General features: G+C 73.1%; 15 protein-coding genes. 3 read left to right on the top strand and 12 right to left on the bottom strand.

The genetic code is table 11. The features are described 5' to 3' along the window. Positions 1-38: 38 nt before the first annotated feature. Positions 39-848, bottom strand: coding sequence for an ArsR/SmtB family transcription factor (locus tag AC4IHM_RS05420; RefSeq protein ID WP_490865936.1), 810 nt, complete (start codon positions 846-848; stop codon positions 39-41). Between the two features lie 477 nt (positions 849-1325). Here AC4IHM_RS05420 and AC4IHM_RS05425 point away from each other — a divergent pair, with 477 nt between their 5' ends. Continuing rightward, positions 1326-1793: a DUF3291 domain-containing protein gene (locus AC4IHM_RS05425; protein WP_490865937.1), complete on the top strand. Its 468-nt coding sequence runs from the start codon at positions 1326-1328 to the stop codon at positions 1791-1793. Between the two features lie 27 nt (positions 1794-1820). Here AC4IHM_RS05425 and AC4IHM_RS05430 read toward each other — a convergent pair whose 3' ends face one another. The 3 genes from AC4IHM_RS05430 to AC4IHM_RS05440 all read right to left on the bottom strand — a co-directional run bounded on the left by AC4IHM_RS05430 (position 1821) and on the right by AC4IHM_RS05440 (position 4304). Further along, entirely contained in the window at positions 1821-2414 is a 594-nt protein-coding gene (locus tag AC4IHM_RS05430; RefSeq protein WP_490865938.1) for a helix-turn-helix domain-containing protein, read from the bottom strand. 50 nt (positions 2415-2464) lie between these two features. Then, the gene (locus tag AC4IHM_RS05435; protein ID WP_490865939.1) at positions 2465-2602 is read right to left on the bottom strand and encodes a hypothetical protein; all 138 of its coding nucleotides are present in this window, start codon (positions 2600-2602) and stop codon (positions 2465-2467) included. 199 nt (positions 2603-2801) lie between these two features. Beyond that, positions 2802-4304: an MFS transporter gene (locus AC4IHM_RS05440; RefSeq protein ID WP_490865940.1), complete on the bottom strand. Its 1503-nt coding sequence runs from the start codon at positions 4302-4304 to the stop codon at positions 2802-2804. Between the two features lie 97 nt (positions 4305-4401). Between AC4IHM_RS05440 and AC4IHM_RS05445 the strand changes: the two genes are divergently transcribed. Then, positions 4402-5412, top strand: a complete 1011-nt coding sequence (locus AC4IHM_RS05445; RefSeq protein ID WP_490865941.1) for a DUF5937 family protein — start codon at positions 4402-4404, stop codon at positions 5410-5412. Positions 5413-5421: 9 nt separating this feature from the next. Here the strand turns inward: AC4IHM_RS05445 and AC4IHM_RS05450 are convergent, their stop codons facing one another. The 3 genes from AC4IHM_RS05450 to AC4IHM_RS05460 form a co-directional block, all read right to left on the bottom strand. Continuing rightward, positions 5422-6252 (bottom strand): universal stress protein, encoded by an 831-nt coding sequence (locus AC4IHM_RS05450; protein ID WP_490865942.1) that lies wholly within the window; start codon positions 6250-6252, stop codon positions 5422-5424. A gap of 231 nt (positions 6253-6483) precedes the next feature. After that, positions 6484-6924 carry a pyridoxamine 5'-phosphate oxidase family protein gene (locus tag AC4IHM_RS05455; RefSeq protein WP_490865943.1) on the bottom strand — a complete coding sequence of 147 codons (441 nt, stop codon included), beginning with the start codon at positions 6922-6924 and terminating at the stop codon, positions 6484-6486. A gap of 77 nt (positions 6925-7001) precedes the next feature. After that, positions 7002-8072 (bottom strand): zinc-dependent alcohol dehydrogenase family protein, encoded by a 1071-nt coding sequence (locus AC4IHM_RS05460; protein ID WP_490865944.1) that lies wholly within the window; start codon positions 8070-8072, stop codon positions 7002-7004. Between the two features lie 350 nt (positions 8073-8422). Between AC4IHM_RS05460 and AC4IHM_RS05465 the strand changes: the two genes are divergently transcribed. After that, positions 8423-9004: an Rv1733c family protein gene (locus AC4IHM_RS05465; protein ID WP_490865945.1), complete on the top strand. Its 582-nt coding sequence runs from the start codon at positions 8423-8425 to the stop codon at positions 9002-9004. Positions 9005-9069: 65 nt separating this feature from the next. Here AC4IHM_RS05465 and AC4IHM_RS05470 read toward each other — a convergent pair whose 3' ends face one another. The 5 genes from AC4IHM_RS05470 to AC4IHM_RS05490 form a co-directional block, all read right to left on the bottom strand. Then, positions 9070-11766, bottom strand: a complete 2697-nt coding sequence (locus tag AC4IHM_RS05470; RefSeq protein ID WP_490865946.1) for a bifunctional acetate--CoA ligase family protein/GNAT family N-acetyltransferase — start codon at positions 11764-11766, stop codon at positions 9070-9072. 151 nt (positions 11767-11917) lie between these two features. Beyond that, positions 11918-12778, bottom strand: coding sequence for a universal stress protein (locus tag AC4IHM_RS05475; RefSeq protein ID WP_490865947.1), 861 nt, complete (start codon positions 12776-12778; stop codon positions 11918-11920). A gap of 6 nt (positions 12779-12784) precedes the next feature. Beyond that, positions 12785-13807 (bottom strand): alcohol dehydrogenase AdhP, encoded by a 1023-nt coding sequence (gene adhP / locus AC4IHM_RS05480; protein WP_490865948.1) that lies wholly within the window; start codon positions 13805-13807, stop codon positions 12785-12787. A 36-nt stretch (positions 13808-13843) separates the two neighbouring features. Beyond that, a complete protein-coding gene (locus AC4IHM_RS05485; protein WP_490865949.1) occupies positions 13844-14749 on the bottom strand; it encodes a universal stress protein in 906 nt (301 codons plus the stop codon). Between the two features lie 152 nt (positions 14750-14901). Next, a complete protein-coding gene (locus AC4IHM_RS05490) occupies positions 14902-15531 on the bottom strand; it encodes a hypothetical protein (RefSeq protein WP_490865950.1) in 630 nt (209 codons plus the stop codon). Between the last annotated feature and the right edge of the window lie 260 nt (positions 15532-15791).

Raw genomic sequence — 15791 nt, forward strand, 5'->3', positions numbered from 1 at the left:
GGCCTGCGTGATGTCCGGCCGCGGCGGCACGTGCGCCTTCAGGAGGGGGGCGCCTGCTCGCCGTTCACGAGCCGGGTCCCGAGCGGGGTGGGGATGTGGTGGGCGCTGGGACCGGTCCGGTGGGTGGTGATGAGTCCGGCTTCACGCAGCACGGTGGTGTGGTGGGAGACGGTGGCCGGGGAGATGCCGGTGTGGTGGGCGAGGTCGGTGGTGGTGATGCCGTGCCCGACGGTGATGGTGTGCAGCACGGTCGCGCGGGTGTGGCCGAGGAGCGCCGCCAGGCCGCTGCGGCGGGACACCGGAACGGCGTCGGTCGCCGGGGTCCAGATGGTGTCGTGGGAGACGGGGAACGCCACGACGGGTGGCCGGTGGGAGGGAATGATGACGGGCGTGCGACCGCAGAACAGGGACGGGATCAGGCGCAGACCGCGCCCTTCCAGATGGAGGTCCGTATCGAGTTCGGGACGGGCGAGTTCGAGTACGGGGGGTGTCCAGCGGATGGTGGGGTGCAGACGGGCCAGCATCGCGTCCAGTCCCCCGGTCAGCAGGGTGCGCGCCGCGGACAGTCGAGCCGCCTCGGTTTGGGCGTGCAGGTGCTGTCCCATGGGGGCGATCGCCGTCCGGTGATAGTCGCGCAGCGCGTGGCCGACGGTCTCCAGGGACCGTGGGGAGCCGTCGGCGAGCGAGTCGGCCCAGGTCGGCAGTGACGTGCTCGTGAAGTCGGCGAACTCCTCCAACTCCCGGCGCAGGGTGGACTTCGGTGTGTGCAGCAGCGCGTCCAGGCCGGCGTCGAAGCTGGTGGTGATCGGCGGGGTCAGAAAGTCCGGGAAGCCTCCACGGGAGGGCACCAGCGAGCCCAAAAGATGGACGGAGCGGGGGATTTGCCGGCGGGCCCAGCGCTGCCAAGGGCCGAAAACAGCGCCCGGTCTGCGTCGTTGCAGAATTCGCAGGCTGATGACCGTCTCGTGCAACGGGTCCGGTCCCGGAGCGAGGGACACTCGCAGAAGGTCGTCCCGTGTGAAGTGAATGCGGAGCGCCATCTCTTCCCCTTTGAAGCCGCGGAAAGCCAAGACCAGGTCAGCAGAGGGGAAACGTGGCGGCAAGCGGTCGCGCCGGATCCAACTCGTACGCGCCGAAGCCGAGCTGACCAAGCATCATCCATGCCGTCGGCACAGGGGCGCGGGGGCATCCGGACGGGGAAAGCGCAACTTCGACAGGGCTCACGCGGGCCGCTACCTTCACCGGGTCTTCGGCGATCGAGAACGGTCGCACCGGAGTTCCGTCGGGCCGAGTGGCCCGCCCCCGAAAAAACCAGGAGGAGACGCATGTCCCGTCTTGCTCTGTACACGTTCGGCGTCCTGAAGTCACCGCTCGCCGATCCCGCACCTCTCACACGCGAGTTCCACGACCGCAGTGGGCTCATCTACCGGAAGATCAGCGAGCACCCCGGATACCTCGCCCACGCGGAAGCGGCGGACGGCGGACGGGGCACGCACTTCGACTTGGACTGGGGCCCATGGGGGGAGTTCGCCGTACCGGCCTGGTACGACAAGGGCCGCACCGTGGAGACCATCGCCCTGGCCACGACCCTCTCGCTCTGGACCGACCTGCGCCCCGCCTTCGACGCCGTCCACACCGGCCCGCACCGTGAGGCGCTCAGCAGGCGTTACGACTGGTTCGAGAGGACGGAGCACCCGAGTTACGTGTTCTGGCGGGTCCCCGACGGCGTGACACCCACCTGGCAGGAGGGGGTGTCCAGGCTGGAGCACCTCCACGCGCACGGCTCCGCGTGACCCCGGCCGGCGAGCCCGGCGTACCGCTCACCGCGCGTCGGTCTCGGTGTCGTCGGCGCCGGTGTCCTTGTGGTGGCCGCGGCGGGCGTCCCGGTCGAAGATGCCCAGGATCTCGCACGGTCCGCTCTCGGTGCCGATGGCGTGCGGCATCATGGTGGGAAACTCCGCGGCCTGGTTGGTCTCGACGCGAAAGCGCCGGTGACCGAGCATCAGGACGGCGGTGCCGGACAGTACGACGAGCCATTCGCGGCCCGGGTGGGCGCGCATGCGGGCCGGGTTGTCGGGCGGCGGTTCGGTCATCCGCCTGCGCATCACGCTCATGCCGGGGTCGCCCTTGATGGGCCAGCGCATCAGACCGTGGGCACTGTCGATCATCGGGCTGATGACGACATCGTCGGCGGCGTTCTCCACGAGCTGGTCCAAGGTGGTGTCCAGAGCGCGGGCCAGGGTGACCAACTGATCCAGGGCGAGGCGTCGTCGGCCGTTCTCGATGCGGCTCAGTGAGGACTGGCTGAGGTTGGCCCGGGTGGCCAGTTCCTCCAGGGACCAGCCCTGCGCGACCCGCAGGGCGCGGATCCGTTTGCGTACGAGGCTGTCCAACTGCCCATCTTCTTGCGTCATGGGCAGCATGCTATGCCCATGACGCAAACGGGCCTCGTCAACCACGATCCTCAACGCTCACTCGTGGCCGGCAGCCGCTTGCGGATGTCCTGGTGGAGGTTGCGCATCTCCACGTGGAAGATCTCCTCCTGGTGGACGCCGATGAACGAGGTGTGCCCGAACACCTCCAGTGCGACGAGACCGTGCATGATAATTCATCACGGCATCCGTTTCTCCGTCAGGTCCGAGGTCCCGGACGAGGAGGTGGCGGCGGTACTCCAGACCACGCGGGATGCCCCGGACTCGGTCCCGTTCCTCAGGTCGTTCGTCCTGGGCCGGGACTTCGGCGGAGAGTACGAGAGTACGGCGCCGTCTCCGTCGTCGAGGACCTCGCGGCCCACGAGCGGCTCATGAACCACCCGCCCCACCTTGAGGTCCACCGGCTCGGCCTGCCGCTGGTCGACAAGTTAGTGTCGTTCGACATCTCCGCCGACCCGGACCCGGAACTGGGCGCGAAGATCGCCGAGATTCACCGGCGCAGGTACGCCGACAACCCCGATGTCTCCGAACTGGTCTCCGGTCTCGGCGAGTACAGCGGCAGCGCCGCGCCCGGCGAGCGCGGGACCGGCGACCGACGGCTCCACGCCTGGGACTCACCACCGCACACCCGCGTCCCCGCGTCGACGCCCCGCACCGGGCCAGGGTCAGCAGGCCGAGGGAGCCCACGGTCACGATCACGACGTGGGGCGGCAGGAACTCCGCTACCGCGCCGGCGGCGGCGAACCCCAGCCCTTGGGTGATCATCAGCCCCGCCAGCGTGATGGTCAGCGCCCGTCCGCGCAGTTCCTCCGGAGTCGCGTCGAGGACCCGCTGGTCCAGCCCCATGGCGTAGGTGAAACCGAGACCGCACACCGTCAGCAGAGCCACCGAGGTCCACAGACCGGGGCGGAACGCGAACCCGAGCAGCGGGAGGAACATCAGCACGGCGGCCGGCAGCACCATCCGCACCCGGGTTCGCGCGGTGAGCAAGGTGCCGGCCAGCAACTCGCCGGCCACCGAGCCCGCCGGTGCGGCACACAACAGCAGCCCCACGGCGGCCGGGCCGCCACCGAGATCGTCCGCGTACGGGGCGGCCAGAGCCTCGGGCGCGACGGCGAAGGCCGGCGGCAGCCAGGTCAGCAACAGCAGCGGACGGAGCCCGGGGACAGCCAGCACCTGCCGTACGCCCGACAGGGACGCACGGGCCACCGAACCCCGCGTACCGCCTTCCGGCTCGCGGGCCGCCCGACGCCGGGTTCCCGACCGGAGGAGCGAGGCCGCCAGACCGAAGCCCGCCGCCGCCGCGAGCAGGGCCTGCGAGGAGGTCGTCACGAGGAGCAGCAGCCCGCCGACCGCGAAGCCGATGATCTGGGTGCTCTGCGAGACGAGCCGCAGCAGGGACCGGGCGAGCGCGTACCCCGGGCCGGACAGCAGGTCCGGCAGGCTCGCCGCACGGGCCCCCTGGAAGACCGGCGCGACCGTGCCGAGCACCAGCAGCAGGACGAGCAGGACGGGAATGGGCACACCGGGAAGGGCCATGGCGCCGACCACCACGCAACTGACCGCCTGGCAGGCCACCATGACGTCCCGGGCGGGACGCCGGTCGGCCACGGCCGACAGCAGCGCCGCCCCGAAGACATAGGGGGCGAAGCCCAGCGCGAACGTCAGCGAGGACAGCAGTGGTGACTGCGTCCGCTGGTACACCATGATCGAGAGCGTGATCTGCGCGACGACGTTGCCCAGCGTCGCGATGACCTGCGCGAGGAAGATCACGCGGAACTCGGGCACTGCCAGGACCGTACGGTACGTCGCGGAGGCGGGGGGTGCGGCGGGGTCGCTCTGCCGGGGGACGCGGGAGTTGTGCGGGGACATGGAACGCAGCATCCGCAGCGCCCCGGCCGCGGTTCAATGGATTCGGGAACAGCCGAATCCACGGGCCTGTCGCGGCCATGGGAGACAAGGTGCGGTGATGGCGGTGCTGTTGCTCGTGGAGACGGCGGACCTGATGAAATGCCGCTTCGCGCTCTCCCCCCTGTGGGAGACCGTCGCCGCCGTGCGCACCCTCGCCGATCCCCGGCGCCAGGCCTACCACCTGCCCTGGCTGAGAAGGCTCCGCCCCGAACTCGACGAGCGACAGCTCTCCCCGCTCCTGGCCCTCCTCCCGCGCACCGGGTACACACCGGACTTCCTCACCCCGCCCCCGGCCGGCCCCCTCTCGGAGATCGAGGACGAACTGGCCCGGGTCGCGGGCACCCCCCTCATCCAGGTGAGGCGGGAGCTTCACCGCTGTCTCCACGGGTCCGAACGGAAGACGCCCGCGCCCCCCGAAGTCACCGACCGCCTCCTCGCCGACCCCGAGCGCACCCTCATCCGGCTCGTCACCCTGATCCGTACCTGCTGGAACTGGCTCGTCGCCCCGCAATGGCCCCGGCTGCGGGACCTGCTCGACGCCGACATCGCCGTCAGATCACGCCAGCTGGCCGAGGGCGGGCTCCAGCGCATGCTCACCGCACTGCACCCCGCCGTCACCTGGCACGAACGCGGCGCACTCCACATCGCCGCTCCCCACCGGACCCGGCACCCCCTCAACGGGCAAGGACTCCTGCTCCTGCCGAGTGCCTTCGTGTGGCCGGCGCTCACCGTGGTGACCGAGGCACCCTGGCAGCCGACCCTGATCTACCCCGCGCGCGGAGTCGGTGACCTCTGGCAGCCCCCACCCGCGCCCTCGGCCCCCCAAAGCCTTCAGCGCCTCATCGGGCGTACCCGCGCCAGGGTGCTGACCAGCCTGCACAAACCCGCCTCGACCGGCGCCCTGGCCCGAAACCTCGGCCTGAGCCCCGCCACCGTCTCCGAACACCTCACCGCGCTCCGTGACGCGGAACTGGTCACCCGCCACCGCGTCGGCCGCACGGTCTACTACGCGCCCACCGCCCTGGGCACCGCACTGGCCGGAATCCCCGTGCCGGACGGGACGGTCTGACGGGGCGTCTCAGTCCTCCGGTACGACGATCACCGGGCAGTGGGCGTGGAGGAGTGCGCGGGTGGTCCGGCGCCTGCGGCGGGAGCGGCTGCCGTGGCGGCGGACGCCGATCACGACGAGGGTCGTCCGGACAGGGGCGGCTTCCGGCAGTTCCCGTGCGGGTGCGCGCCGTACCGTGGGGGCGTCGACGGCCGTGCCCGGGGAGGACTCCCCCGTCGCCGCGGTGTCGAAGCGCCATACGGCGTCCTCGGTGGGGGCTCCCCGGTCGGCGGGGCACAGTCCCCGCGCCCGGCCCGGCGCCGACGTGGGAGGTTCGGTGCGGATGTACCGCTGGAGGAAGGAGCGCACGATCCGCAACCGGGTGCCTCGCCGGTCCGCCTCCCGGAAGGCGCAGACGACCGCGGTCATGTTCCCGTCGTCCTCCAGGGCGAGCAGCACCTCGCCCCGCCCGGCACGCGCGCGTTGCGGCTGTACGACGAGCAGCGGGCCGCGTGTCCGCGCGGCCAGCCGCCGGCTGGTCGATCCGAACAGCAGCCCGGCGGTGCGGCCAAGACCCCTGGCACCCACCACGGTGAGAGCCGCCGTGGCGCTTGCGCGGGTGAGCACCTGAACGGCACGGCCCTCCACGGCTTCGGACACCACGGGCAGTCCGGGGTGCCTCTTGTGCACGCGGGCGACGGCCGAGGAGAGCACCGGGGCCGCCTCGTCGCGATCCCGTACGGCGTACACGACGCGAAGGACGCCCCCGTCGCGGCCGGACGCCTCCTGCGCGGCGCGGTCCAGGGCCCGTACGGAGGCGATCGAGCCGTCCACACCGACGACCACGTCCTGGTTGTCCATCCGTTCCTCCCGAAATCCGGCCGCCCGGTGGGACTCGTGACGGTGCCCGCGGGGACGGAGGCTCGCCCGTCCCGTGAACCGTGGGGGCTCACATGGACGATGCTCGTCGTATCCCGGTGCCGTGGGCAGGGGCCGGTAGGACTGCGCGGACCGGCCGAAGGGCCCCGTTCTGGGGCCGTACGGCCGTGTGCAGGAAGGGAGTTGGGGGATTCGGCGGCCGTGCGCGACGGTTCAGGCCGACAGGTCGACTCCGTAGAGGGTGCGCCCGCCGACCAGCTCCCGGCCGGTGACCAGTTCCGGCTCGATGCGCACGAAGACCTCGACGGGCCAGGGCACCCAGGACCGGGGCCCGGTGCGGACCAGGTGCTCGTGCTCCTCGGGGTCGGTCACCACCGAGGCGGGGCCGGTGACGACGACGCTCCAGCCGGAATGGGCCACGGCGTCCACCTCGTCGGCCTCGAAGGCGACCACGGCGCCGTCGATGGCGCGGACCAGCTCCGAGGAGGCCGATGTGCGCACCAGCACCGCGCCGCTCTCCTCCAGGAGGAAGTTGACCGGCAGGACGGCGGGCAGCGCGTCGCGCGTGTGCACGATGCGGCCCACGGCCGCCGTGGCCAGCCGCCGCAGGCTCTCCTGCCGGTTCAGTTCGCGAAATCCGTCGTTGCGGTACATCAGCCGGTCGTCTTTCCGTGTGTCGTCCGGTGCGGCCCTCCCGGCCCGCGCCTGTCCCCCGCTCACCCGTGCCGCTCTCAGGCCGCGCGCACCTCGACGATCTCGCGCTGCGGTCCGCCCAGCACGACCTTCAGCGCGCCGGTGTCGGCGGCGCGGGCGAACACGTCGTACGCCTCCTCCATGCGGTCGAGCGGGAAGGTGTGGGTGACCAGTTGGTCGGTGGGCAGCCGGCCGCCGGCCGCCATCCGCAGCAGGGTGGGCGTGGAGTGGGTGTCGACCAGGCCCGTGGTGATGGTGAGGTTCTTGATCCAGAGGTCTTCGAGGTGCAGCGTCACGGGACTTCCGTGGACGCCGACGTTGGCGACGTGTCCTCCGGGGCGCACCATGCGGGTGCACATCTCGAAGGTCTCGGGCACTCCCACGGCCTCGATGACGACATCGGCGCCGAGCCCCGCGGTGAGGTCGGCGATCAGTTGCTCGGGGTTCTCCCGGGCGGAGACCACGGCGTCGGCCCCGGCCTTCCGGGCGGCCTCCAGCCGGGTGGCGGCCATGTCCACGGCGACGATCCGCTCGGGCGTGAGGAGCCGGGCGGTGGCGATGGCGGCCAGCCCCACGGGGCCCGCGCCGACCACCACGACGGTGTCGCCCGGCCGGACCTTCCCCTTGAGCACCCCCACCTCGTAGCCGGTCGGGAAGATGTCGGCCAGCATCACGGCGTCCTGGTCGCTGATCGTCGCGGGCAGGGGGTGCACGGAGAAGTCGGCGTGGGGGACGCGTACGTACTCGGCCTGGGTGCCGTCGACGAGGTGGCCGAGGACCCAGCCCCCGCCGCCCAGGCACTGCCCGTACATGGCCTCCCGGCAGTAGCGGCACCGGCCGCACGCGCTGATGCAGGAGACCAGCACCCGGTCCCCCGGCCGCACCGACCGTACGTCCCGGCCGGCCTCGACGATCTCCCCGACCGCCTCGTGGCCGAGCACCGTCCCCGGCCTGACCTCGGGCACGTCGCCCTTCAGGATGTGCAGGTCCGTCCCGCACACGGTGACGGCGTCGACCCGCACGATCACGTCCGTGGTCTCGCGCAGGACCGGATCGGCGGTCTCTTCCCAGGCGGACTGTCCGGGTCCGTGGAAGACATGGGCCTTCATAGGTTTCCTCACCCTCTCGCTGTCCGCGGCGGGAGCCGAGGGACCCGCGGACGGCCGCCCGCGGGAACGAGCCGGATTCCCGTCGCCACACGTGATCGACTCATGCTTCCACCGTGCCCCGCTTCCCTCGCCCTGGCTTGGGCCGGACGGCCCCATCGCCCCGCCGCCCGGTCCCCGCCGTCCACCGGCGCCGATCCGGTCCGGGTGCCCGCCCTCGCCCGTGGTGGGGAGGGTTTCCCCGCGGTGGGAGGCGGGTCCGGTCGGTCTCGGGAGGTTCCCTGTCGGCCCAAGACACCGGCAGGTCCCGGGTGTCAGGTTCCAAGGAGCAGTGGACGAGGAGGGCGGGGCCCATGAGCGGTGACAGGACTCGGCGCAGGCGGCTGTGGCGCTGGCACGGCAACCCCCTGCGACGGCGTGAGGACATCGTCGAAGCCTGGGTGCTGCTGGTGATGTGGGCGGTCGTCGTGGTCGGAGGCGCTGCCGCCGGACTGGTGACGGCTCGGGCCGCCCAGGACGCCTTCACCCGGGAGCGCGCCGAACTGCGCTCCGTGCGGGCCGTCGTGCTGAAGAACGCCGCGCAGAACCCCTCGTCGGCCGAGAGCACGGCCTATCGGACCACGGCGACCGTCCGCTGGGAGAACCCGGACGGCACCCACCGCACCGGACAGACCCTGGTGACCACCGATGTGCGCTCCGGGGCGCGCGTCACGGTCTGGCTGGACGCCCACGGCAGGCTCGCCGCCCCGCCGACCGGGCCTGTCGACGCCGCCGTGGAGTCGGCGCTCCTCGGCATCGGCTCCGCGTCCGTCCTCTCCGGCGCCGCCTTCGGCGCGGCGTCCCTGGCCCGCCGGCGCCTCGACCGGCGGCGCCTGGCGCGATGGGACGCGCAGTGGCGGCTGGTCGGCCCGCGCTGGAGCCAGCGGGCGGGCTGACCCGCGGGCTCCTTCTCACCGGCTCCTTCTCGGAGACGGTGCCTTCTCGGCGCGCCGGTGCCTTCTCAGCGCAGTCGGCGCAGATAGGGGTCCTGCGGCCGGCGGGGCAGCAGGCGTATCCGCGCGTCGAGGACGGTGACCCCGTCGGGTGTGGCGAGGACCGGGTTGAAGTCGGCCTCGGCGAGCTGCGGGAGGTCCATGGTCATCCGTGACAGCCGGTGGAGTATCCGCTCCAGCCCCTCCAGGTCGACGGGGCCGCCGCCCCGCGTGCCGAAGAGCAGGGGGGCGCAGCGCGGGGCGGTGATCAGGTCGTGCACCTCGTTGCCGGTGAGCGGGGCGAGGCGGGCGGCGTGGTCGGCCAGCACCTCCGTCGCCGTGCCGCCGAGCCCGAAGACGACGAGGGGGCCGAAGACGCCGTCCTGGACGACGCCGGCGAACAGTTCGGTGCCCCGGGGTGCGAGCGGCTGGACGACGACTCCGGTCATGAGCCCTTCGAAGCGGGTCCGCAGGTCCCGGAAGGCGGCGCGTATCCGGGCCTCGTCCCTCAGATCCAGGTGGACGGCGTGTTGCAGGCTCTTGTGCACGAGTCCGGGCCAGTGGGCCTTGAGCACCACCCGGCCGTCGGCGCCCCGCAGCCGTTCGGCGGCGCGTACGGCGTCGTCGTCGGTCTCGGCCCAGGCCCAGGGCTGCTGGGGGATGCCGTAGCAGGACAGCAGCGCGGCGCAGGTGTGCGGGTCCAGCCAGCCGCCGTCCGGCCGGCCGGCGAGGAAGTCGTTGGCCAGCGTTCGCGCGCGGTCCCGGTCGATGCCGTCCAGGTCCGGCACGGTGCCGGCGGGCCGGGCGAGCCAGGCCGCCCGGCGTGCGGCGTGGGCCAGCGCCCGTGCCGCCGCCCGGGGTTCGGCGTACGAGGGGATCGCCTCGCCGTCGGCCACGGGCAGGAGGGTGACCGGAAGGTCCTGTTCCAGGCGTACGACGAGGACGGGCTTGGCCCGGCGGCCGGGTCCCCGGGTGAGGGCCCGGACCGGGTCGTCGCCGGTCGCGGCGGCGGCCGCGGTGGGGACGAGGGCCAGCAGCACGGCGTCGACGGCCGGGTGGTTCACGAGCCGCTCCACGCAGGCGCGCAGCGCGTTCTCGGTGACGGCGGCGGTGGCGTCCACGGGGTTTGCCGCGATCGCCGCGCCGGGCAGTACGGCGAGCAGGGCGTCGGCCAGTTCGGGGCCGGGCGGGTTGAGGGTGAGTCCGGCCTCGGCGCAGGCGTCGGCGGCGAGGACTCCGACACCGCGGGCGTTGGTGATCACGGCGACGCGGCGGCCGGCCGGCAGCGGTTGGGAGTGCAGCAGGGCAGCGGTCTCCAGCAGTTCGCCGACGGAGCGGGTCGCGGTGATGCCGGCCTGGGTGAACAGCGCCTGGCGGGTCATCGTGCCGGTGGCCGCGGCGGCGGTGTGCGAGGCGGCGGCGCGGCGGCCGGCGTCGGTGCGTCCGGCGTCGACGGTCAGCACCGGCATCCGCCGGGCGACGCGCCGGGCGGTGCGGGAGAAGGCCCGCGGGTTGCCGAAGGACTCCAGGTGCAGCAGGGCGAGGCGGGTGTGTTCGTCGCTCTCCCACCACTGGAGCATGTCGTTGCCGCTGACGTCGTACTTGTCGCCGAGCGAGGCGAACGTCGACACCCCGATGCCCAGCCGCGACAGTCCCTGCAGCAGGGCGATGCCGACGCCGCCGGACTGCACGGCGACCCCCGCCGTCCCGGTGCGCGGGTGCGCGGCGGCGAATGTGGCGTCGAAGCGGTGTCCGGGCGCGGTGTTGGCGACACCGAGGCAGTCGGGGCCGACCAGGCGCATGCCGTGGGAGCGGCAGGTGGTGAGCAGGGCCTCGGCCTGCTCGGCGTCGAGTCCGGCGCAAAGCACGACGAGGGCTCGTACGCCCGCCTTGCCGCACTCCTCGGCGACGGCCGGCAGGGTCTCGGCCGGGCTTGCCACGACGACGAGGTCGGGGGTCAGGGGGAGGGCGTCGACGGAGGGGTACGACGGTATGCCGAGGACCGCTTTGACGGCCGGGTTCACGGCGAACAGGTGGCCGGTGAAGCCTCCTGCGTGCAGGTGGCGCAGCAGGGCGCGGCCCGTCGAGCCGGGCCGGCGGCCGGCCCCGACGACGGCGATGGAACGCGGTCGCAGCAGCGGTTCCAGGCTGGCCACGTCGGCGGTGCGGCCCCGGGCCTCCGTCGCCGTCAGATAGGTCTCGTCCTCGCGGAGGTCGATGGCGCAGTGGACCTCGGGGCCGTCGAACCGCCGGGTCGCGGTGAGGCCGAGGTCGGCGAAGAGCCGCAGCACCTCGTGGTTCTCGCTGAGGGCGTCGGCGGTGAAGGCGGTGATGCCGTCGGCGCGGGCGGCCGAGACGAGGTGCTCGACGAGCAGGGTCCCCACGCCCCGGTGGTGCAGGCCGTCGGCGACCGCGACGGCGAGTTCGGCGGTGTGCGGGGCGTCGGCGGCGGCGTGGTACTCGACGAGACCGAGGATCTGTCCCGCGCGTTCGGCGAGCAGGGCCCGGTGTCCGCGCCGGGCCGGCGCGCACACGTTGTCGGCGGCGGGGCCGGCCGAGCGGGGGCCGGCGGAGAAGAAGCGCAGGCGGAGGTTGTCCGGGGACATCTCCGTGTAGAGCCCCTCCAGTTGGTCGTGGTCCCCGGGCTCGACGGCGCGGATGCGGACGGTGGTGCCGTCCGTGAGCAGCGCGTGGACCGCGGGGCGGTGCGGCATGTCGTCCTTCATGGCGGTTCTCCTCCGAGCCGCTCGGGTCCTTCGACGGGTCGGGTGTCCACCGCGCCGCGCTCGCGCCCGGGAGCCTTCCACGGGGGTGCCCGCAGGGGCGGTCGGCCCCCGCCCGGCGCCGGTCGCCCCGCGCGGCGCGGGCCCGGGGCCCTCACGCCGTGTCGGGTACGACGGCGATCGGGCAGACGGCGTGGTGCAGGAGGGTGTGGGCGCTGCGGCCGAGGCGGTGCCCGAACTGTCCGGGCCGGCGTCGGCCGACGACCAGCAGGTCCGCGTCCTGCGAGGCGGCGAGGAGCACCCGGCGGGCGGGGCCCTCCAGCGTGTGCCGGTGCAGTTTCACGTCCGGCGGGGCGTCGGCGAGCGCGGCCTCCAGCTGTTCGGCCGCCCGTTCCTCGTGCAGGCGCTCGGGCGTGCCCGTGAGCAGCGGGTAGTCCACGGTGTCGTGGGTGGGGCAGCGCCAGGCCCGTATGGCGTCCAGGTCGGCGCCGCGCCGCCGGGCCTCCTCGTAGGCGAAGCGCACCGCCGCCGTCGGCGCGCCGGCCACGCCGACGACCACGCGGCCGTGCCGGCCGGCGGCCCGGTTGTCGTGGTCGCCGCGGATCACGACGACCGGGCAGTCCGCCGCGGTGGCCACGCTCAGGCTGACGGAGCCGAGCAGCAGGCCGGCCAGTCCGCCGCGCCCGCGGGTGCCCACGATCACGGCCGAGGCGTCGCGGGCCTCGCGCAGCAGGACGTACTCCGGTTCCTCGGGCACCGCCTCGGTGCTGACGGAGAGGTCCGGGTGGTGACGGCGGGCGCGCCGGGTGGCGACGGTGAGGATGTCGGCGGGGGTCACGTGCGCGGACTGCTTGCCGAGTTCCGCCGAGAGCGCGGCCCCCTCGTAGCGTTCCCAGCGGTAGGCGTGGACGATCCGCAGGGGAACCGCGTGCAGGGCGGCTTCGTCGGCCGCCCAGTCGACGGCCCGCAGGCTCGGCTCGGAACCGTCGACTCCGACGACCAGGGGCAGGTACATCCTTCTTCAGCCTTCCGGGTTGAAATCGAACACGATCCGCGCCTTGACCTGGCCGTCGAGGACCTCGGCGATGCCGTCGTTGACGGCGGCGAGCGGGCGGGTCTCCCGGATGACCTTCGTGCGGCCCTCCGCGTGGAGCTGGAAGACCTCGGCGAGGTCCTGCCGGGTGCCGACGATGGAGCCGATCACCGAGGTTCCGTTGAGGACGGTGTCGAAGATCGGGACCTCCAGGGTGCCGTGCGCGGGCAGGGCCACCATGACGAGCTTCCCGCCGCGCCTGAGACCGGAGTTGACGGCCTTGAAGGCGGCAGGGTTCACCGCGAGGGCGATGGCCGCGTGCGCGCCGCCGAGCCGCTGCAGCTCCGCGCCGACGTCCTGGGTGCGGGCGTCGATGACGATGTCGGCGCCGAGTTCGCGGGCGAGCCGCAGCTTGTCGTCGGTGACGTCGATCGCGGCGACCCGCGCCCCGGCGATCTTCGCGTACTGCACCGCGAGGTGGCCCAGTCCGCCCACGCCGGAGACCGCGACGAGCTGGGCGGGCCTGACGCCCGCGACCTTCAGCGCCTTGTAGGTGGTGACGCCCGCGCAGGTCAGCGGGGCGGCGTCCAGGGCGCTGACGCCGTCGGGCACCGGCTGGGCGAAGTCGGCCCAGGCCAGCATCTTCTCGGCGTATCCGCCGTCGCAGCCGTACCCGGTGTTGATCTGGCTCTCGCAGAGGGTCTCCCAGCCGGAGAGACAGTGCTCGCACCGTCCGCAGGCCTTGCCGAGCCAGGGCACGGCGACGCGCTGTCCGACGGACAGGTGGGTCACGCCGTCGCCGAGCTTCTCGACGAGGCCGACGGCCTCGTGGCCGGGCACGAACGGCGGCGTGGGCTTGACCGGCCAGTCGCCGTGCGCGGCGTGGATGTCGGTGTGGCACAGGCCGGACGCCTCGACTCGCACCCGGACCTGGCCCGGACCGGGCTCGGGGTCGGGGCGCTCCTCGATGACCAGAGGTGCGCCGAACTCCTGGACGACCGCTGCTTTCATGGTGCTGCTCCTTCGGTCTTCCTCCGGCCGGCGGCGTCAGTCGTGCGGGACGACGGCGACGGGGGTGGTGGCGTGGTGCATGACCGCGTGGGCGACGGCTCCGACGTGCGGGCCGAACGGGCGCCGGCGCACCCGGCGGCCGATGACGACGAGGGAGGCGTCGTCGGCCGCGTCGATGAGCTGGTTGGCGGGGCTGCCGAGCCGGCACACCTCGTTCACCTCGACGTCCGGGAACTTCTCCCGCCAGGGCAGCAGCGTTTCGGCGAGGGTCTCGGCCTGCTCGCGGGCGAGGTCCTCGCGGGGGTCGAAGCCGGCGGCCATCGTGTAGACGTAGTAGGAGGGCAGGTTCCAGCCCTTGACGACGCTCAGCACGGCCCCGCGGCGCCGTGCCTCCTCGAACGCGAAGGCGATCACCGTCTCGTCGGGGCTGTCGGTGTCCAGGCCGAGGACCACGGGCCGGAAGTCGGTGGCGGCGGACGGTATGCCGGCGGGGTCCTTGACGTGTTCGTCGGCGGCCTGTTCGCCCGCCCGGACGAGGATCACGGGCACTTCGGCGCGGGCGACCACCGACTGGCCGACGGAGCCGATCAGGAAGCCCGTGAGGCCGCTCAGGGCGCGCGAGCCCAGCACCAGCAGTTCCGCGTCGCGGGCGGCGTCGAGCAGGGCCTCGGCCGGCGACCCGGTCCGCTGCTCGATGATCACCTCGGCCTCGGGGTGCAGCTTCCGCAGCCCCTCGGCAGCCTCCCGGGGGATCCGCTCGGTCCAGTGCTGGTGCGTCTCGGCGTCGAGGTGCGAGGCCTTGGCGAAAGACTTCGGAACCGGCTGCCACACGTGCAGCAGCCGTACCGGCACCTTGCGCAGCACGGCTTCGCGGGCCGCCCAATCTGCGGCTGCCCGGCTCTCCAACGAGCCGTCGAGTCCAACGGTGATCGTGCGGACCACTGCGCCCACCTCCTGTGTCGTTCGTTCTGTTCTGAGTGTCTCGTGCGGCGGGTTCACCGGGCAGGGGCCGCTGGTCCCGGGTTGGGGCCGACCGTCCCGGCCGGCAGGCCGGTGGGGCGGGTCCGGCTGTGGACCCGCCCCACCGCTCGCGTTCAGCGCAGCCACCGGTGGTCGCGGACCAGCGGGAGCCTGGCCCACAGCCGGCCCAGTCCGAACGTGTTGCCGGCCGAGGCGAGGGCCAGGGCTATCAGCACCACCGCGTAGATCAGGTGGTAGTCGACGAAGGGGTTCGCCGAGCCGCTAGCCGAGCCGTCCGACAGGTGCTTCGCGGGCGGCCATTCCGCCACCCACATCAGCGCCATCATCACCGTCCCGGCCACCGCCGTCAGCCGCAGCGCCACCCCGGCGATCAGCGCGACCCCGATCCCGAGCAGGCCCAGCATGAACAGCCAGTCCGCCCAGGCCGCGCCGGCCCACGAGTGGAACGTCGACTCCATCGGACCGACCGCGACATGCCCGAGGAAGCCCTCGGTCGGCGAGCCGCCGTCGATCCAGCCCCTGCCGGAGGGGGTCGCGTAGCCGAAGCCGAAGGTCTTGTCGAGGAACGCCCACAGGAAGACGAACCCCAGCAGCACGCGGGCCGCGGCGAAGGCGTAGGCCCGTGCGGCAAGCGTGCCGGCGTCCGCCGACTCGGCCGACCCCGGGGCGGAGGCGGTGTGGTTCCTGCGGAACGACGGCAGACGGAAACCCGAACTGCGTTGGGTGGGCTCGTGCACGGCCATGGCGTTGATCCCTTCAATACGTCCGGCTGGTTCCTGACACCCCTTACCTTCCCGGCCCCGGCCGCCCCACGCCCGACGCCGAAGGTCCGCACCCGGGGACTCAACAGCCCCAAAACACCGGGACCTTCGGCCACCACCCGCGGGCAGGGCCGAACGGCTCCCGACGTGGCCCGCACGGCCCCTCACGCCCGCGAGGGCGCGGACCGAGGCTGACAAGGGTCATCCATCAGCCCAGCCGGCCTCGGACGTGGGCGGGAAGG

The organism is Streptomyces sp. SL06, from assembly GCF_058244745.1.